Below are 17,293 nucleotides of genomic sequence, written 5' to 3' on the forward strand. Positions count from 1 at the left end.
GGGCCGACTCACCGGGGTACGTTCCGGGCATGACCACCAATGCTGACGAGCGCAGGGTGCTGGATGCCGTCCCCACCGGCCTGTTCATCGGCGGCCAATGGCGGCCGGCGGAGAACGGCGCGACCGCGAAGGTGGAGGACCCGGCCACCGGAGAGGTGCTGACCGAGGTCGCCGACGCCTCCCCCGCCGACGGCATGGACGCCCTCGCCGCCGCGCACGCCGCGCAGCCCACGATCGCCGCGATGGCGCCGCGGGAGCGCAGCGAGATCCTGCGCCGCGCCTACGACCTGCTCCACGAGCGGATCGACGACCTGGCCCTGCTCATGACCCTGGAGATGGGCAAGCCCTTCGCCGAGGCCAAGGGCGAGGTCGTCTACGCCTCGGAGTTCCTGCGCTGGTTCTCCGAGGAGGCCGTGCGCATCGACGGCGGCTACCAGGTCGCCCCGAACGGCCAGACCCGGTTCCTCACCATCCGCCAGCCCGTCGGGGTCTGCGTGTTCGTGACCCCGTGGAACTTCCCGCTGGCCATGGGGACCCGCAAGATCGCCCCGGCGGTCGCCGCCGGCTGTGCCTCGGTGATCAAGCCCGCGCCGCAGACGCCGCTGACCATGCTCGCGTTCGCGCAGGTGCTGGCCGACGCCGGCCTGCCCGACGGCGCCCTGAACGTCATCAACGCCACCGACGCCGGCGCGGTGATGGAGCCGATCCTGCGCGACGGCCGCGCCCGCAAGATGTCGTTCACCGGGTCCACCCCGGTCGGGAAGCTGCTGCTGTCCCAGGCCTCGGACAAGGTCATGCGGTCGTCGCTGGAGCTGGGCGGCAACGCCTCGTTCATCGTGCTCGACGACGCCGACGTCGACGCCGCCGTCGAGGGCGCCATGATCGCCAAGATGCGGAACATGGGCGAGGCCTGCACCGCCGCCAACCGGTTCTACGTCCAGCGCGGCGTCGCCGAGGAGTTCACCGCGAAGCTCGCCGAGCGGATGGGCGCGCTCAAGGTCGGCCGCGGCACCGAGGAGGGCGTGAACGTGGGCCCGCTCATCGACGCGAAGGGCCTGGACAAGGTCACCGACCTGGTCGCCGACGCCGTCGCCGCCGGTGCCTCGGTCGCGATCGGCGGGAAGGCCCAGGACGGGCCGGGCTACTTCTACCCGCCGACCGTGCTCACCGACGTGCCGGTGAACTCCCGGCTCAACCACGAGGAGATCTTCGGCCCGGTCGCGCCGATCACCGTCGTCGACAGCGCCGACGACGCACTGGCCGCGGCCAACGCGACCGAGTTCGGCCTGGTCAACTACGTGTACACGCGCGACCTGAACCGGGCGCTGCACATCGCCGAGAACCTCGAGAGCGGCATGATCGGGCTCAACACCGGTCTGGTGTCGAACCCGGCCGCCCCGTTCGGCGGCGTCAAGGAGTCCGGGCTGGGCCGCGAGGGCGGCACCGTCGGCATCGACGAGTTCCTGGAGACCAAGTACGTGGCCATCGGCTACAGCGGCTGACCCCACGCACGACCGAGGGCCCCGGTGCCGTACGGCGCCGGGGCCCTCGTGTGTCGCGGGTCGGTCAGTTGGCCGGGGCCGCGGGTGCCGCCGGGGCCGGGGCCTGCGGCTGGATCGGCACCGCCGGGTCCTGGCCGGGCACCGGCTCGGCGGGCTGGGTCACGTCAGCCCGGCCCCCCGAGACGAGCTCGACCAGCTCGACGCCGCCGTTGAGGGTCAGCATCACGACCAGCAGCGCCACCGAGGCGACGGCGGCCGCGGTGAGCCCGCGCTGCGCGGACCCGCTGGTGACCAACCGGCCACGGCTGGTCTCCACCACCCAGGCGCGGGCGGCGAACACGGCCAGCATCAGGCCGAACGCGAGCCAGGTCAGGAGGAATCCGTTCACGGGTTCGGCACCTCCCCGCCGGCCGCCGGGGCCGGGGCCGTCGCCGGTGCCGGGACGCCCGGCGCCGGGAGCGGCTCGTTGCGCACCAGGATCGCGTCGAAGCCGCTCTCGTAGGTCGCGCGGTACTGGCCCGACGCGATGAGCTGGTTGCGGATCTCGATCGTCCAGCCCGGCTCGCGGTCGTTCAGGACGACGCCCTGCTTCTCGATCGCCGGGTAGAACAGGATCGTCTGCGGCTGGACCTGGTCGATGCAGCGGAACGGGTCCGCGGCGAGGACCGCGCAGCCCTGACCGCCCGAGGCCATGTTGTTGTTCTCGCCGACGCCCTCCAGGGCGTAGGGCCCGACCGTCGACAACGGCTGCACCGTCGCCCCGGGCGGCGCCTCGGCGTAGGCCTTGCGGGTCATCTGGACGTCCTCGGTGGTGACGTCGGTGTAGGCCTCGTTACCGCCGCGGATGAAGATCAGCAGACCGAAGACGACCACCATGCCCACCGCGAGCAGCCGTTCGCGCTTGCGGTCGACGCGGGCGAAGGCCCGCAGCGCGTCGACGGCCAGGATCGACAGGATCGGCAGGCCGTAGAGCAGCACGCGCAGGAGCAGCTCGCCGCCGTAGCTCTGCACGACCGCCATCCCCATGGGGATGATCGCCAGCAGGATCGGCACGAGGTCGCGGCGGCGGCGCCAGTAGACCCAGGCACCGGCGAAGCCGAGGACGTAGGTCAGGCCGGTCATCGCGACCCGGAACCCCTTGCCGACGAGCTGGCCCGTGTCGCCCTGGAAGCGGTCCGCGACACCGGCCTGCAGGGCGCTGCCGTCGTCGCCGCTACCGATGATCATGCTGATCTGGTTCATCCAGAAGTCACGGGCGCCGATCAGCACGAAGATCGTCACCGCGGCGATCGCGACGATCACCAGCCCGCGTCCGCGGAACCGGCCGACGACGGCCAGCACGGCCAGCTGGCCGATGATGGCGAACGGGGTCAGCTGGTGGGCCGGGGCGACGGCGATGACGCACAGCGCTGCGCAGAAGTAGATCAGCAGCAGCTGCCGGGCGGGCAGCGTCGGTGTGTTCGGCGGGGTCAGCGCCGACACCAGCCAGCGCCGCCACCGGGGCAGCGGTGGCGCCCCGCGGTGGGCCCGTGGCCAGCCCGGGACCCCGGCGTTGTCGACGCGGCGGGTCGCCAGCGGGCCGAGCGCGAAGGTCAGCACCGTCAGCAGCAGCACGATGGCGGTCGCCTGCGGGGAGAAGTAGTCCTGCTCGATCCAGTTCAGGCCGATGAACAGCCAGGCCGCGACCCACGGCGCGCGGGTGCCCCCGAGCATCGAGCGGGCCAGGGCGTAGACGCCGATCGCCCACACCGCGGTGACCGCGGGCGGGTACCAGCGCAGGATCGTGTCGAGCTGGTCGGCGCCCGCGGCGTCGCGGATCCAGGCCCACTGGGCGAAGAACGCGGGCCAGTAGAACCGCGCGTCCACGCCGGTGGGCGGGACGCCGTTGTTACGGGCGACCGCGTCGACGAACCCGGAGATCAGCCAGGCGGTGGTGAACCGGGCCTGGGGCTGCACGACCGAGGGCAGGCCGGTGGAGCACAGCAGCAGCACCCCCGTCGCGGCACCCAGCATCGGGATGCGCGGGCGGCGCGACCAGAGCTCGAGCAGGCAGGCGCCGATGGCGAGCAGCAGCGCGACCCACGCGAACGGGCTCAGCGCCGGGGCCAGGCCCCAGCCGTCCAGGTCGGACAGGTCGGTCGTCGCGGCGGCGACGGGCAGGAGCAGCACCGCGAGCACGGCCAGGACCGGCGCGCCCCAGACCCACAACGGGGACAGCGGCTCGGCGGTCTCGGGTGCGGGCGGCGGGCCGTCACCGGGCGGGCGCGGGACCGGGCCGCGGACGGCCATGGTCGGCGAGTCCGGGCCGGGCGGCGTGACGAACTGGGTCCGCTCGCTCGCGCTCTCCTCCGCGACGCGGGTCCGCGCGACGGCGGGCTCCTCGCCGCGGTGGCCGCGGGTGGACGGGTCGGGGCCGCCCGTCCGGCGGGTCTCCGACGTCACGACTTCACCTCCGGTGTGCTCCGGCGGTTCCACGCCGGGACGAATCTGAGTGCCAGTGCGCAGAGGATCTGCGCGCCGACGTAGCCGAGGACGACCGGCAGCATGGTCATGCTGACCGATGCGGTTCCGGGGTCCGGCAGCGGGACCAGACCGGCGAAGACCACGACCAGGCCGGTGTTGAGCAGCTGGATCTTCGCGTAGCCCATCCCGTCGCCGTCGGCCTGGCGGCGGGCGAGCTCGAACACGACGATCAGCCGGAAGAACAGGCCGCCCATGAGCACGGCCAGCGCCGGGGCGCCGGGCGCGTAGCCCTCGCCGAGCAGCGACAGCACCGGGTAGCCCAGTGCCGCGCCGAGCCCGAGCGCCGGGACGAACAGCAGGAGCATCCGGCGCCGGGCGACGCGGGCGAACTCCTCGGCGCGGTGCGGCTCCCGGGCGGTCTGCACGGTCAGGGAGTTGGTGAAGAACGTCGCGGCCAGGTCGATGACGGTCACCGCCTGCCAGCAGATGAAGAAGACCGCGCCGATCTCGTTGCCCATCCGGAAGTTCGCGAACAGCGGGACCTGGTTGTAGAGCAGCGCGTTGCCGCACTGCGCCAGCGCGGTCGGCGCCAGGAACGCGATCATCTCCGGGCGCGTCGGCAGCGTGCCCGGCCCAGCGGCGCGGGCGAAGCGCCGCACCATGAACCAGAGCAGCACGGTGCCCGCGGCGATCCACAGCACCACCGGGATCGCCCAGGACAGCACCAGCGCCTCGGAGGCGAGCGTGGTTCCCAGTGCCAGCAGCAGCACGATCCGGGTCACGGCGAAGGTGCCGTTGCGCCACACCGCCACCCACGGCCGCCCGATGGCGACCATGACGAAGTCGTGGACGACGAACACGCACCAGCCGGCGCAGGTCAGGACCAGGACGACCAGACCCCAGCCGAACGATCCGCCACCCGCGGCCTCCGCGACCCGGGGCACGAGCGTGCCGTAGATCAGGCCGATCAGCCCGGACAGCGGCATGATCAGCAGCAGCGAGCCGAAGGTGAGCCGGACCGACTTGCGGCCGGCCCCGGGGAGCCAGCGCAGCAGCGCCAGTCCCAGGTTGAGCTGGGCGACGCCGCCGATCAGCTGGAAGGCCGACACGAACTCCGAGGCCCGGCCGACCTCGGCCTGCGGCATGATCCGGGTCGCGATCAGCACACCGAGCAGCCCGGCGACCGAGCCGAAGCCCGAGCACAGGGTCAGGGCGATGCCGTCGCCGATGCCGCCGTTGCGGTCCGGGACCTGCTCGCCGTCCTCACCGCCGCCGTCTCCGCCGCCCGGTCCGGGCGGCGGGGTGGGCGGCGGGGTCGGCGGGTTCTCGCCGGGCCCGCGCAGCCCGACCAGCGGCGGCAGGTACTCGGTGTGCTGCTCGGCGTTGCGGCGCGAGTGCGCCCGCGCGTGGGCGGTGGCGAGACGCTGGGTCGGGGCGTCCGGGTCGACACCCGCCGCCTGCGGTCCGGGGACGGGGCCGGGACCGGACGTACCCGCGGCGGGGCGGGGACGCGCCGGCCCGACCGGCCTCACCGGGAGGTCCCGCTCACTGGGCCACCACGGCGTGGCGCAGCAGGAACGGGACCGACAGGAGCGTGACGACGAACAGGGCGACGCTCGGGTACCAGAGCCCCAGGCTGACCATGAGCTGGCCGCCGATCAGGGTGACGGCGGTGCCGACCCCCAGCGTCAGCAGCCAGACGTGCGCGGCGGGCGCGCGGCGCAGGAAGCCCGCGGCGGCCCAGCCGGGGCCGAGCAGCAGGAAGCCGATGGTGACCAGCAGCCGGAACTCGCCCAGCGCGCCCCCGCTGATCCCGGCGATGCTCAGGCCGCAGGCGATGACGCCGGCGGCGACGAGCAGGATCGCCACGTACCGCCGCGCGGTCCTCGCGCGGGTCAGCTCGGCTGCGGACTGCACGCTCACCGCGGCTCACTCCTCTTCACTGGTGGTTCTCCCGGCGCCACGCCCCTCGTGGGGCGTGGGCCGGTGGGGCACGGACCGGCCCGATCCGGTCCCGGGGCGCTCAGGACGCCTCTTCCCCCCATGCGTACCGCACACCGGTCCGCTCGGGACGGGCGGACCCGTCGCGCTCGGCGCCGACGGGGCGCTGCTCGCGGGCGACCGGCGACGGGGCCGGCTGCTGCGGGGCGGGCCGGCCCGCCCCGGGCTGCGGCTGCGGGGCCGGGCGCGACGGCTGCTGCTGCGGGCGCTGCGGGGCCGGTGCGTCGGCGTGCGGCCGCGGGGCCGGGCGCTGCGGCTGCGCCGCCGGGACGGCACGGTCCGGCACCGCGGGCGGCACCGGCGCCGTGGCCGGGGTGGCGGGCACCGCCGGGTGCCCGGCGGGCGGGACCACCGCGGCGGGGCCGGGGACGGCCGTGGCGGGTGCGGCGGGCCGGTCGTCGCGACCGGCCCGCCGCCGCTCGGCGGCGAGGGTCCGCAGGACGCGGGTGCCGTCGGCGAAGGTGCGCAGGTTCGTCTCGCCGAACATCCGCTCCTTCTCCACCGAGGGGACCTCGGTGATCGACAGACCGGCGGCGGCGACGCGGCAGTTCAGGACCGTCTCGATCTCGAACCCGTCGCCCCAGTACATCCCGCCGTCCGGGTGCGGCGGCATGTCGACCGCGGGCAGCTCCAGCAGCGGCAGGATGTCGGCCCAGAAGGCGTTATAGCCGTAGCAGAGGTCGCTGTAGCGGGTCCCGAACAGCGTGTTCGCGATCAGGTTCAGACCGGCGTTGCCACCCTTGCGGAGCAACGTGATGTCGTCGCTGCCGCCCCCCTTGGTGAACCGGCTGCCCTTCGCGAAGTCGGCGCCCTCGACGAGCGCGGCGACGAAGCGCGGGATCTCCTGCGGGTCGGCCGAGCCGTCCGCGTCGAACATGACGATGGCGTCGCCGGTGGCCGCGGCGAAACCGCAGGCCATCGCATTGCCCTTGCCCTTGCGGGTCTGGCGGACGATCCGGACGCCGGGCAGGACACGGCGTGCGGTCTCGACGGTGCCGTCCCGGGAGTCGCCGTCGACGACGATCACCTCGTACACGGCGGGACGCACGGCCGCGACGGCCGGCAGGACCACCTCGAGGTTCCGTGCCTCGTTGCGGGTCGGCACGATCACCGACACCCTCGGTTGGTTCGGACGACGTGGTCCGTGGTCAGGGCGCTTGTTCACCGGTCTCTCCCCCGAATCGATCGGTCCTGGCGCGCGGTTGGCGAGCAGTGCGTGTCCGGTCGTGACGACGATGCCGACATCGACCGGATCCGTTACCCCACAACGGGGGTCATCCGGCTTATCTCCGGCGCCGTCGGTCGCGTTACGTGACCCGCACCGCATCGGGTGTCGCCCGGACGGCGCAAGGCCTCCGGACTCCGTCGCCGCGGCGTGGAACGACCACGCGAACACGACGACCGATACTACGGACGTCGTCCGGGCCGCCGCGGTGCGGGACCGGCCCACCGGGACCCCGGCCGACGAGCGGTGATCGTCGGGCGGCGAGCGGCGGGACGTCCGGCCGACGATCACGGTGCGTATCCGTTCCGTCCCGATGGTCCCGGTCGGACGTCGCTCGTCCGCGCCGCCGTCCGGCCCGCCGACCGGGGCGGGTAGCGTGGCTCGCCGCCTGCTCGTCCGATCCGTTCCACCCCTGCGAGGTACCCGATGAGGCCCGGCGGCTTTGTGCCCAGCGTGTCCGTCTGCATTCCGGTCCACAACGGCGAGACCTATCTCGCCGAGACCATCCGCAGCGTGCTGGAGCAGACCTGGCGGGACTTCGAGCTCGTCGTGCTGGAGAACGGCAGCACCGACGCGAGCTGGGAGATCGCGACCTCGTTCCGCGACCCGCGGATCCGGGTCGAGCGCAACCGGCAGACACTGCCGCAGGGCGACAACTGGAACCGCGCCGTCGAGCTCTGCCGCGCACCGCTGGTGAAGCTGGTCTGCGCCGACGACCTGCTGCACCCGCGCTGCCTGGAGCTGCAGGTTCCGCCGATGCGCGACGACCCGTCGCTGTCGGTGGTGGCCTCGCGCCGGCACATGATCGACGAGCAGAGCCGGGTCATCGTCCCGCGCCGCGGCCTCGGCGGCGGCCTGGTCGGGCTGCACTCGGGCAGCGAGGTCGCGCGGCGGGTCATCCGCAACGGCGCGAACCCGATCGGCGAGCCGGGCAACGTCCTGTTCCGGCGCGAGCAGTTCGTCACGGCGGGCGGATGGCGCCCGGAGCGGCGCTTCATCATGGACCTCGACCTCTGGATGCGCCTGCTCCAGTACGGCGACTTCCTCGGCGTCCCGGAGACCCTGGCCGCGTTCCGGATCGCTCGCGGCTCGGTCTCCTCGGAGTTCGAGCAGCAGATCTCCGAGGAGCAGCAGCTGCTGTTCGACGAGCTGGGCGACTCCGGGGTGTTCGACGTCCGCCCGATCGACGTGCGGATCGGCCGGCTCGCCCTGCCGCTGGGCCGGGCCCGGCGCAAGGCGCTGTTCCGGGTCTCGCGCATCGCCGCCCGCAAGGACGACAAGCTGATCGCCGAGCGCGACGAGGCCGCGGCGGCCGACGCCCTCTGACCGCGGGCGCCCGACCGCGCGCCGTCCGGACGGACGGCGTCCCGGACTCTCCGATCGGCGGGGTCGATACCGGACATCCGGGACATGCAGGCGCCTATCTACTGCCAGGCCTTTGCGGCAGCACCGCCGTCGCGTTGAATCCCCTCACCCGGCCGGGTGGCGGCCGGTCCGACCGGTGAGGGGGCGCGATGCAGACGCACGCGGTCGCCATGCACATGAGCGACGGGCTGGTGAACGGCCCGACGGCGCTGCTGTTCGCCGTCGTCGCGGTGATCGCGCTGACGGTGGCCGTCCTGCGCGCCCGCGCGGACCTCGACGACCGCACCGCGCCGATGGCCGGGCTGGTCACGGCGTTCGTCTTCGCCGTCCAGATGATCAACTTCCCGATCCTTCCCGGGGCCAGTGGGCACCTGCTGGGCGGGGCGCTCGTCGCGATCCTGGTCGGCCCGTGGGTGGGCATGATCGCGATCTCGATCGTGCTCGTGGTGCAGGCGCTGCTGTTCGCCGACGGCGGCATCACCGCACTGGGCCTCAACATCACGAACATGGCCGTGATCGGGGTGGTCGTCGGCTGGCTGGTGGCGCGCTCGCTGCGCCGGTTCGCGGTGCGGTCCCGCGGCGGGCTGGTCGCCGTCGCCTTCGTCGCGGCCCTGCTCAACACCGTCGTCGCGGCGATGGGCTTTGTCCTGGAGTACGCGATCGGAGGCGCCGGCGGCGCCACCCTCGGCACGGTGTTCGCGCTGATGGGCGGGCTGCACGTGCTGATCGGCATCGGTGAGGGCGTGATCACCGCGGCCACCGTGGGCGCGGTGGCCGCCGCCCGGCCGGACCTGGTGTACCTGCTGCGCGGCACCGGGCGCCCGCTGGCCCGCCGCTCGACCTCCGAGGAGGGTGCGCGATGAGCGCCACCGCCCGCCGTCGCCCGCTGCTGTTCTTCGCCGGGTTCCTGATCGTGTCCCTGGTCGTGGCCGGGCTGGTCTCGTCCTTCGCCTCCCCCGACCCCGACGGCCTGGACACCGTCGCGCGGGACGGCTGCACCGCCGTCGCGACCCCGGACGGCGAGGAGCGGCTGGAGGGCACCTGCATCGCGATCCACGAGAGCGACCACGCCATGGCGTCGAGCCCGCTCGCCGGGTACTCGGTCGTGGGCGGCGAGGGCACCACCGGCGTCGCCGGGGTAGCCGGGGTGCTGGTGACGGTCGTCGTCGCGGGCGGGGTGTTCCTGCTGCTGCGCCGCCGGGACGGCTGATGGGCGCCGGGCACGCGCACCCGCTGTACCTGCACCGCGACTCCCCCGTCCACCGGCTCCCCCCCGAGGTGAAGATCGTCTCGGCACTGCTGGTGGTGGTGTGCGTGGTCGCGACCCCGCGCGAGGCGTTCGCGGTGTTCGGCGGGTTCGCGCTGCTGCTGGCCGCGGTGTGGGCCCTGGCCGGGGTGCGCCCGGGCTGGATCCTGCGGCGCTCGGTGATCGAGCTGCCGTTCGTGGTGCTCGCGGTGCTGCTGCCGTTCACCGGCCCGGCGCCGACGCTGGACTGGCTCGGCCTCACGCTGTCCCAGCCGGGACTGCTCGGGGCGTGGAACATCCTGGTCAAGGGCACCCTCGGCGTCCTGACCTCGCTGACCCTCGCGGCGACGACGCCGATGCGCGACCTGCTCGTCGGCCTGCAGCGCCTGCACGCCCCGGCGATCGTCACCACGATCGCCACCCTGATGCTGCGCTACGCCGACGTGATCACCGGCGAGGCCCGCCGGATGCGGCTGTCCCGGATCTCCCGCGGCCACGACCCGCGGTTCCTGTGGCAGGCCGGGGCGACCGCCCGCGGGATCGGCTCGCTGTTCGTACGGTCCTACGAGCGCGGCGAGCGGGTGCACCTGGCGATGCTGTCGCGCGGCTGGACCGGCACCATGCCGCCGTCGGGCGACGCCCCGACCACGTCACGGCAGTGGCTGGCCGGGCTGACCGTCGCCGGGGTCGCGGTGCTGCTGGCCGGCTCCGGCTGGGTGGCCGCATGAGCCCGCCGTCGCTGCGGCTGACCGACCTCGCCTTCGCCTACCCCGACGGCCACCAGGCGCTGTTCGGCGTCGACCTGACGATCGCCCCCGGCGAGCGGGTCGCGCTGCTCGGCCCGAACGGCGCCGGGAAGACCACCCTGGTGCTGCACCTCAACGGGATCCTCGGCGGCGGGGACGGCGCGGCGGGCACCGTCGAGGTCGGCGGGCTCCGGGTGGAGAAGCGGCACCTGCGCGAGATCCGCCGCCGGGTCGGGATCGTCTTCCAGGACCCCGACGACCAGCTGTTCATGCCCACCGTCGCCGAGGACGTGGCCTTCGGCCCGGCGAACTTCGGGCTGCGCGGGCCCGCGCTGCGCGAGCGGGTCGACGAGGCCCTGGCCGCGGTGGGGATGGCCGACGCCGCCGACCGTTCCCCGCTGCACCTGTCCGGCGGGCAGCGCCGCCGGGTCGCGCTGGCCACGGTGCTGGCGTGCGACCCGGAGATCCTGGTGCTCGACGAGCCGTCGTCGAACCTGGACCCGGTGGCCCGCCGCGAGCTGGCCGAGGTGCTGCTGGGGCTGGGCCGGACCATGCTCATGGTCACCCACGACCTGCCGTACGCGCTGCAGCTGTGCCCGCGCAGCGTCGTGCTGGACGGGGGCACCGTCGTCGCCGACGGGCCGACCCGCGACCTGCTGGCCGACGCCGAGCTGCTCGCCCGGCACCGCCTGGAGCTGCCCTACGGCTTCGTGCTCGCCTGATCCCGGCCCACCCGGCGGCGCAGCCCGAGCACCGCCGGCAGGCTCACGGCCGGTGCGCCGACGACGACCGGCCGGACGCCGTCGTACACGACACCGCCCCACCCGGCGAACCGGATGGGGCGGTGCGGTCACCGTCGACGGTGACGTGCGGCCGGGGTGGCTCAGCCGCGCTGTTCCTGGCCGTTCGGGTGGCCCTGCACCGCGCCCGGGGATCCGATGCCGGGGACCTCGCGGGAGGCCTCCAGCTGGGCCGGGGCCGCACCGCCGCCGTTGCCGGCCTCGGTGCCGGGGACCGGCGGGACATCCGAGCCGACCGGCGGGACCTCCTGCTGGGCCGCCGCGGTGGCCGCCGCGACCTGCTTGGCGATCTCCGGGTCGGACGAGGTGTCGAACCAGTCCTCGACGCCGTCGTCCTCGGCGGGCCGGGAGACGGTGCCGTCGTCGGGGCTGGGCTCGTAGCGGAAGACGCCGTCCTCGCCGGGCGCACCCAGCATCCGGGTGAAGCCCTCCAGGGCCTTCCCGAAGTCGGACGGGACGACCCACAGCTTGCTGGCCTCGCCCTCGGCCATCTGCGGCAGCGTCTGCAGGTACTCGTAGGCGAGCAGCTCCGGGGTCGGCTTGCCGGCCTTGATCGCGGCGAACTTCTTCTCGATCGCCTTCGACTCACCCTGCGCCTCGAGGTACAGCGCGGCCCGGCGGCCCTGCGCCCGCAGGATCTCCGACTGCCGCTCGGCCTCGGCGGCGAGGATGGCGGCCTGCTTGGCGCCCTCCGCGGTGAGGATCTGGGACTGCTTGTTGCCCTCGGCGCTGCGGATGGCCGACTCCCGCTGGCCCTCCGCGGTGAGGATCATGGCCCGCTTCTCGCGGTCGGCCTTCATCTGCTGTTCCATCGAGTTCTGGATCGAGGGCGGCGGGTCGATCGCCTTGATCTCGACCCGGGCGACCCGGATGCCCCAGCGCTCGGTCGCCTCGTCCAGCTCGCCGCGCAGCGCCGTGTTGATCCGGTCGCGCGAGGTCAGCGTCTGCTCCAGCGTCATGCCGCCGACCACGTTGCGCAGCGTCGTGGTGGTGATCTGCTCGACACCGGCGATGTAGTTGGCGATCTCGTAGACCGCCGCCTTGGCGTCGTTGACCTTGAAGTACACGACCGTGTCGATGTTGACGGTCAGGTTGTCCTGCGTGATGACCGGCTGCGGCGGGAACGACACGACCTGCTCACGCAGGTCGACCCGCTCGCGGGTGCGGTCGACGAACGGCACCAGGATGGCGGGGCCGCCCTCCCGGATGCTGTGGTAGCGGCCCAGCCGCTCGATGATGTAGGCCCACTCCTGCGGGACGATGACGACCGACTTGACGACGATCGTCACGACCAGCACGAGCAGGACGATGCCGATGATGAACTCGGCGCCCATGTGCTCTCCCCTCCTGCGCGCCGGAGAACCGGCGCCCGTGTCGCCCCGGAGTCCCCGGGGCGTCGTGGCCGTCCCGCCGCGGTGGCGGTCAGGACGGCGGTAGCTCCCCCCGACCGGTGACGAGCACGGCCGCCCCGGTCACCTGCAGGATCGTGACGGTGGCGCCGGCCTCGAGGACCTCCACCCCGTCCATCGACCGCGCCGACCACACCTCGTGTCCGATCCGCACCTGCCCGCGCTCGCCGTCGACGCGCTGCACGACCTCGGCGGAGGCGCCGACGAACCGGTCCTGGTGGCGTTCGAACGTGCCCATGTGCTCGGCCAGCCTGCGTTTCGCCACCGGTCGCACGGCCAGCAGCAGCAGTACCGCGACGGCGCCGCCCACCCCGGCTGCCGGGAGCAGCGTCAACCCGAGTGCGGCCCCGGCCGCCGCGGCGAGTGCGCCGCCGCCGAGCATGACGAGGAACAGCTCCCCGGACACGACCTCGCTGCCGATCAGTACGAGACCGATGAGCAGCCAGATCAGTGCCGGATCCATCGCCCCAGGGTGCCAGAATGTCCGATTCCCTGTCGGCGTTTCGTCGGTATGCTCCGCACCGCTTGGCCCGATCGTTACCGGTCGGTGCCGGAGTCCGCCCCCGGTGTCGGGGTCAGGCCCCCTCCGCGGTGACGAAGTCGATGAGGCGCTCGACCGCGCCGATCATCGGGGTCTCCAGGTCGCGGTAGCTGCGGACCGCGCCGAGCACCCGGCGGGCACCGTCGGCGGGCTCGCCCCACCGCAGCGCCGCGCAGACCCCGGTCTTCCAGTCGGTGCCGCGCGGGATCACCGGCCACTCGCGGATCCCGACGACCGAGGGCTTCACGGCCTGCCAGACGTCGACGTAGGGGTGGCCGGTGACCAGGACGTGCTGCTGCGCGTCGCGGGTCGCCCGGTAGGCCTCGCGGGCCTGGCGGGTCTCCTTGGTGCCCTCCACCAGGTGGTCGACGAGGATGCCGAGGCGCCGGTGCGGGCCCGGGTCGAAGTCACGGACCGCGGCGGCGAGGTCGTCGACGCCGTGCAGCGGCTCCACGACCACGCCCTCGACGCGCAGGTCGTGCCCCCACACCTGCTCGACCAGTGTCGCGTCGTGCAGGCCCTCCACCCAGATCCGGGCGGCGCGCGCGGTGCGCGCCTTCAGGTTCGCGACGTGCACCGAGCCGGACGCGGACAACGTGCGGCCCGCGGGGGCGGCCCGCGGACGCACCAGCGTCGCGGGGCGGCCCTCGTACAGGAAACCGGCGGGGCGCAGCGGGAAGATCCGCCGGCCGCCGAAGCGGTCCTCCAGCGTCACCTCCGAGCCGGTGACGGTCACCACGGCACCGCAGAACCCGCTGGCCGGGTCCTCGACGACCAGGCCCGGCTCGGCGGCGACCTCGGTCACCCGGCTCTCCCGCGGCGCACGGGTGCCCGCGGTGTCGAACATGCCCCGGTAATCGTGGGTCCGGCTCATGGTGAACCAGTATCGGTCGACGCCGGTCGGTGACCGGGGCACGACACGCCCACACTCCGGTGGTCACGCACAGCGTGACCCTCGTAGCGCTGTGTCACCCACGTGCCGGGTGTGCGACGCCGGACGGGCCGTTAGCCTGACCGCCGTGTCCTGTGCCTCCACGACCTTCGCCGTGTGGGCCTCGGCCTGGCTGGCCGGGTCCGCCGCACCCGACGACGTCCTCGACGCGCTCGCGCCGTGGTCGGAGGCGCACGACGTGCTCGCCGCCGACGACGTCACCGCCGCCGCGACCGGACTGCCCGGCCCCGGGTCGGCGCCGACCTCGACGGCGATGCTGCTGGCCGCCGTCCGCCGCGGCGCCCCGCGCGGACAGGCCCGGCTGGTGCTGCCGGCCCCCGGGGACGTGCGCGGCCTGCCCGGCCCGGGCCCGTTCTCCGACGCCGCGATCACCGCGGGCGAGGGCGTGCTCTTCGCCGACGCCGGGTTCGGCGTCGTGCCGTCACCGATCGCCGACGGGGTGGTCCGCTGGACCGCGCACGCCGTCGCCGACCCCGGCCCGGTCCCCGAGTACGTGGCGCTGAACGAGGCCGAACGGGAGCTGCGCGGCCAGGTGCGGGCCGCCGCCGCGGCGCTGACCGACCTGGGCGTGGCCCGGCACCGGCCCGGCGTGCGCGAGGAGATCGCGGCCTGGCTGCGCCGCCGCCCGCAGGCGCTGTGGCCCGGCGGGATGCCCCCGCAGGCGCTGCGGGTGCTGCAGCAGGCCGACGAGGTGGACGCGATCCTGTCCGCCGCCTCCGGCGACGAGCCCGGCGGCGCGCTGTCGGCGTCGGCGGCCGTCGCCCGCTCCGACGCGCTGCGCCCCATCGCCACCGCGGTGCGGGTCGCCCGGCGCGCCGCGGTCGCCGAGGCCGTCCGGGTCCTGGTGTCGGTCCCCCGCTGATGCCCGCGCCGGGCGTCACCGGAGCAGCGACTCCAGCAGCGCCCGCGCCGCCGGTCCGCCGGGCCCGCCCGAGCGCCAGACCAGGTGCAGCCGCGTCCGGATCTCCGGGGTGATCGGCACCGCGACCGGCGGCCGGGCCAGGGCCGCCACCCCGGCCGCGCCGAGCGCGGGTTCCGGGACCACCGCCACCCCCGCCCCGCGCGCGGCCAGGCGCAGCAGCAATGTCATCGCGCCGGACTCGAACCCCACCCGGGCGGTGAGCGACCGGGCCGCCAGTGCCGCGTCCAGCGCGGCCCGCAGACCGTGCCCGCGGGGCAGGCAGATCAGCGGCCGGGCCGCGAGCTCGTCCAGGGTCACCGCGGCCTGTCCGGCGAACGGGTCGTCCGCGGCGACCGCCGCGACCAGGGGGGACTCGACCAGCACCCGTCCGTCGAGGCCGTCGGGCGGGGCGTGCGGGAACCCCAGCACGGCGACGTCGAGCCGCCCGGCCCGCAGCTCGTCGACCAGCTCGTCGGTGGTCCCCTCCCGCAGCGTCACCTCCAGCTGCGGGTGTGCGGCGGCGAAGGCCCCGACCGGGTCGGCGAGCACGGTGTCGGGCAACGACGTGGCCATGCCGACCGCGACCCGGCCGCGCAGCAGCCCGCGCAGCGCGGCGACGGCGTCGCGGGCGTCCTCCACGGCGGCGAGCGCGGCGCGGGCGTGCGGCAGCACCGCCAGCCCGGCCTCGGTGGGCGTGACCGCGCGCGGGCCGCGTTCGACCAGGGGCGCGCCGAGCTCGCGTTCCAGCTGCCGCAGCTGCGCGCTCACCCCGGGCTGCGCGACGTGCAGCGCCGCGGCGGCCGCGGTGACGGTCCCGGAGTCGACGACCGCGACGAGGTAGCGCAGGTGTCGCAGTTCCATAAGCAGCGATGCTAACCGGTAGACGATCCATCTCTTCGACTTCTGCCGCGGGCGGGCCCAGGCTCGGAGCCATGACCAGCACGCGGAGCTTCCAGACCGGCATCACCCACCGCCCCTCGGCCGTCGTGACCGTCACCGGCGCGGACGACGTCGTCGCCGCGCTGGCCCGGGCCGGCCACGACGGCCTCGCCGTCACCGTGCACGCCACCGGGCACGGCCTGCGCCGCCCGTGCAACGGCGGCCTGCTGATCGACACCGCGCCGATGGCGGAGGTGACGGTCGACCCGGTCGCGCGCACCGCCCGCGCCGGGGCCGGCGCGACCTGGGGCGACGTCGTCGCCGCGGCCGCGCCGCACGGCCTGCGCCCGCCGCACGGCAGCGCACCGTCGGTCGGCGTCGTCGGGTACCTGTCCGGCGGCGGGCTCGGCCTCGCCGTCCGCGCCGACGGCTGGGCCGCCGACCACGTCCACGCCGTCGAGCTCGCCCGCGCCGGCGGCACCGTCCGGGTGTCCGCGGCGTCGGACCCCCGCTACTTCGCCCGGCTGCGCGGCACGGGCCCCGACGACGGCGACGTCGTCACCGCGGTCGTCGTCGGGCTGCTCGGCTCCGACGGCCTGGTCGGCGGCGGGCTCGTGCGCGTCCTCGGCGACGCGGACACCCCCGGCGACCCGGCCGCACTGCACGCCTGGGCGGACTGGACCTCGGCCCTGCCCGACGACGTCACCTCCGGGGTGTCCGTCGTCCCCTACCCGGACCTGCCGTTCCTGCCCGCCCCCCTGCGCGGACGTCGCGTCCTGCGGGTCGGGGTCGTCGGCACCGGCGGACCCGGCCGGACCGACGCGCTGCTCGCGCCGCTGCGCGCCGCCGTCGCCTGGGACGACGACACCGTCGCCCCGCTGGACCCGCGCGCGTCGGCCCGGGTGTACGCCGAGCCGGAGTTCCCGCACGCCTACCTCGGCGACGACGTGCTGGTCGACGGGCTCGACCGCGACGGCCTCGAGCGGGTCGTCTCCCGCACCGGTCCGATGGTCGTCACCGGGATCCGGCACCTGGGCGGCAGGGCCGGGCGGGCCCCGGCCGTCGCCGACACCGTCCACGGCCGCGACACCGCGTACTGCGTGAACGTCCTGGCCCCGTTCGGCGACGACGCCGTGCCCACGCAGGTCGCCTGGCGGGAGGTCGACCACGTCCTGGACGGGTTCGCCGCCCGCGCGACCCGCGAGCGGTCGCACCCGGCGTTCCGTTTCGGGCCGCACCGCGGTGTCCCGGCCTCGTAGTCTC

General features: G+C 74.8%; 17 protein-coding genes. 8 read left to right on the forward strand and 9 right to left on the reverse strand.

The window, feature by feature from the left end; all coding sequences use genetic code 11:
• Nucleotides 1-29 precede the first annotated feature (29 nt).
• The gene (locus tag ZF1_RS14910) at nucleotides 30-1,502 is read left to right on the forward strand and encodes an NAD-dependent succinate-semialdehyde dehydrogenase (RefSeq protein ID WP_482637557.1); all 1,473 of its coding nucleotides are present in this window, start codon (nucleotides 30-32) and stop codon (nucleotides 1,500-1,502) included.
• 64 nt (nucleotides 1,503-1,566) lie between these two features.
• On the opposite strand, the gene ZF1_RS14915 is transcribed toward ZF1_RS14910, so the two are convergent.
• From ZF1_RS14915 to ZF1_RS14935, 5 genes are all read right to left on the reverse strand, one after another.
• Nucleotides 1,567-1,890, reverse strand: a complete 324-nt coding sequence (locus ZF1_RS14915) for a hypothetical protein (RefSeq protein WP_073574800.1) — start codon at nucleotides 1,888-1,890, stop codon at nucleotides 1,567-1,569.
• Nucleotides 1,887-3,944, reverse strand: coding sequence for a hypothetical protein (locus ZF1_RS14920; RefSeq protein WP_482637558.1), 2,058 nt, complete (start codon nucleotides 3,942-3,944; stop codon nucleotides 1,887-1,889). The genes ZF1_RS14915 and ZF1_RS14920 overlap by 4 nt, the downstream gene beginning before the upstream one ends.
• Complete coding sequence (locus tag ZF1_RS14925) at nucleotides 3,941-5,497, reverse strand: lipopolysaccharide biosynthesis protein (RefSeq protein ID WP_482637559.1); 1,557 nt, start codon at nucleotides 5,495-5,497, stop codon at nucleotides 3,941-3,943. Before ZF1_RS14925 ends, ZF1_RS14920 begins: the two co-directional genes overlap by 4 nt.
• Nucleotides 5,498-5,510: 13 nt before the next feature.
• A complete protein-coding gene (locus ZF1_RS14930; protein WP_062395221.1) occupies nucleotides 5,511-5,888 on the reverse strand; it encodes a hypothetical protein in 378 nt (125 codons plus the stop codon).
• Between the two features lie 100 nt (nucleotides 5,889-5,988).
• Nucleotides 5,989-7,077 carry a glycosyltransferase family 2 protein gene (locus ZF1_RS14935; protein WP_482637560.1) on the reverse strand — a complete coding sequence of 363 codons (1,089 nt, stop codon included), beginning with the start codon at nucleotides 7,075-7,077 and terminating at the stop codon, nucleotides 5,989-5,991.
• 567 nt (nucleotides 7,078-7,644) lie between these two features.
• Between ZF1_RS14935 and ZF1_RS14940 the strand changes: the two genes are divergently transcribed.
• The 5 genes from ZF1_RS14940 to ZF1_RS14960 all read left to right on the forward strand — a co-directional run bounded on the left by ZF1_RS14940 (nucleotide 7,645) and on the right by ZF1_RS14960 (nucleotide 11,270).
• The gene (locus ZF1_RS14940) at nucleotides 7,645-8,517 is read left to right on the forward strand and encodes a glycosyltransferase family 2 protein (RefSeq protein ID WP_482637561.1); all 873 of its coding nucleotides are present in this window, start codon (nucleotides 7,645-7,647) and stop codon (nucleotides 8,515-8,517) included.
• A 188-nt stretch (nucleotides 8,518-8,705) separates the two neighbouring features.
• Complete coding sequence (locus ZF1_RS14945) at nucleotides 8,706-9,419, forward strand: energy-coupling factor ABC transporter permease (RefSeq protein ID WP_174525502.1); 714 nt, start codon at nucleotides 8,706-8,708, stop codon at nucleotides 9,417-9,419.
• Nucleotides 9,416-9,766 (forward strand): PDGLE domain-containing protein, encoded by a 351-nt coding sequence (locus ZF1_RS14950; protein ID WP_405416960.1) that lies wholly within the window; start codon nucleotides 9,416-9,418, stop codon nucleotides 9,764-9,766. The genes ZF1_RS14945 and ZF1_RS14950 overlap by 4 nt, the downstream gene beginning before the upstream one ends.
• Nucleotides 9,766-10,530, forward strand: a complete 765-nt coding sequence (gene cbiQ / locus ZF1_RS14955; protein WP_482637562.1) for a cobalt ECF transporter T component CbiQ — start codon at nucleotides 9,766-9,768, stop codon at nucleotides 10,528-10,530. The genes ZF1_RS14950 and cbiQ overlap by 1 nt, the downstream gene beginning before the upstream one ends.
• Entirely contained in the window at nucleotides 10,527-11,270 is a 744-nt protein-coding gene (locus ZF1_RS14960; protein ID WP_208820854.1) for an energy-coupling factor ABC transporter ATP-binding protein, read from the forward strand. The genes cbiQ and ZF1_RS14960 overlap by 4 nt, the downstream gene beginning before the upstream one ends.
• 161 nt (nucleotides 11,271-11,431) lie before the next feature.
• Here ZF1_RS14960 and ZF1_RS14965 read toward each other — a convergent pair whose 3' ends face one another.
• The 3 genes from ZF1_RS14965 to ZF1_RS14975 form a co-directional block, all read right to left on the reverse strand.
• Entirely contained in the window at nucleotides 11,432-12,682 is a 1,251-nt protein-coding gene (locus tag ZF1_RS14965; protein ID WP_405416958.1) for an SPFH domain-containing protein, read from the reverse strand.
• Between the two features lie 88 nt (nucleotides 12,683-12,770).
• Nucleotides 12,771-13,220, reverse strand: coding sequence for an NfeD family protein (locus tag ZF1_RS14970; protein ID WP_405416957.1), 450 nt, complete (start codon nucleotides 13,218-13,220; stop codon nucleotides 12,771-12,773).
• 112 nt (nucleotides 13,221-13,332) lie between these two features.
• Entirely contained in the window at nucleotides 13,333-14,172 is an 840-nt protein-coding gene (locus ZF1_RS14975) for a DUF3097 domain-containing protein (RefSeq protein ID WP_251782453.1), read from the reverse strand.
• A 145-nt stretch (nucleotides 14,173-14,317) separates the two neighbouring features.
• Here ZF1_RS14975 and ZF1_RS14980 point away from each other — a divergent pair, with 145 nt between their 5' ends.
• Entirely contained in the window at nucleotides 14,318-15,112 is a 795-nt protein-coding gene (locus ZF1_RS14980) for a hypothetical protein (protein WP_224402445.1), read from the forward strand.
• A 15-nt stretch (nucleotides 15,113-15,127) separates the two neighbouring features.
• Here the strand turns inward: ZF1_RS14980 and ZF1_RS14985 are convergent, their stop codons facing one another.
• Nucleotides 15,128-16,012: a LysR family transcriptional regulator gene (locus ZF1_RS14985; RefSeq protein WP_482637563.1), complete on the reverse strand. Its 885-nt coding sequence runs from the start codon at nucleotides 16,010-16,012 to the stop codon at nucleotides 15,128-15,130.
• A gap of 71 nt (nucleotides 16,013-16,083) precedes the next feature.
• Between ZF1_RS14985 and ZF1_RS14990 the strand changes: the two genes are divergently transcribed.
• Entirely contained in the window at nucleotides 16,084-17,289 is a 1,206-nt protein-coding gene (locus ZF1_RS14990; protein WP_482637564.1) for an FAD-binding protein, read from the forward strand.
• The last annotated feature ends 4 nt before the right edge of the window (nucleotides 17,290-17,293 follow it).

Source organism: Pseudonocardia sp. ZF1, from assembly GCF_056835605.1.

Bases quoted from the DNA above. Each gene is read 5' to 3' on its own strand.
- ZF1_RS14910 (WP_482637557.1), top strand. From the start codon at position 30: ATGACCACCAATGCTGACGAGCGCAGGGTGCTGGATGCCGTCCCCACC.
- ZF1_RS14945 (WP_174525502.1), top strand. From the start codon at position 8,706: ATGCAGACGCACGCGGTCGCCATGCACATGAGCGACGGGCTGGTGAAC.
- ZF1_RS14950 (WP_405416960.1), top strand. From the start codon at position 9,416: ATGAGCGCCACCGCCCGCCGTCGCCCGCTGCTGTTCTTCGCCGGGTTC.
- cbiQ (WP_482637562.1), top strand. From the start codon at position 9,766: ATGGGCGCCGGGCACGCGCACCCGCTGTACCTGCACCGCGACTCCCCC.
- ZF1_RS14960 (WP_208820854.1), top strand. From the start codon at position 10,527: ATGAGCCCGCCGTCGCTGCGGCTGACCGACCTCGCCTTCGCCTACCCC.
- ZF1_RS14965 (WP_405416958.1), bottom strand. From the start codon at position 12,682: ATGGGCGCCGAGTTCATCATCGGCATCGTCCTGCTCGTGCTGGTCGTG.
- ZF1_RS14970 (WP_405416957.1), bottom strand. From the start codon at position 13,220: ATGGATCCGGCACTGATCTGGCTGCTCATCGGTCTCGTACTGATCGGC.
- ZF1_RS14975 (WP_251782453.1), bottom strand. From the start codon at position 14,172: ATGAGCCGGACCCACGATTACCGGGGCATGTTCGACACCGCGGGCACC.
- ZF1_RS14985 (WP_482637563.1), bottom strand. From the start codon at position 16,012: ATGGAACTGCGACACCTGCGCTACCTCGTCGCGGTCGTCGACTCCGGG.
- ZF1_RS14990 (WP_482637564.1), top strand. From the start codon at position 16,084: ATGACCAGCACGCGGAGCTTCCAGACCGGCATCACCCACCGCCCCTCG.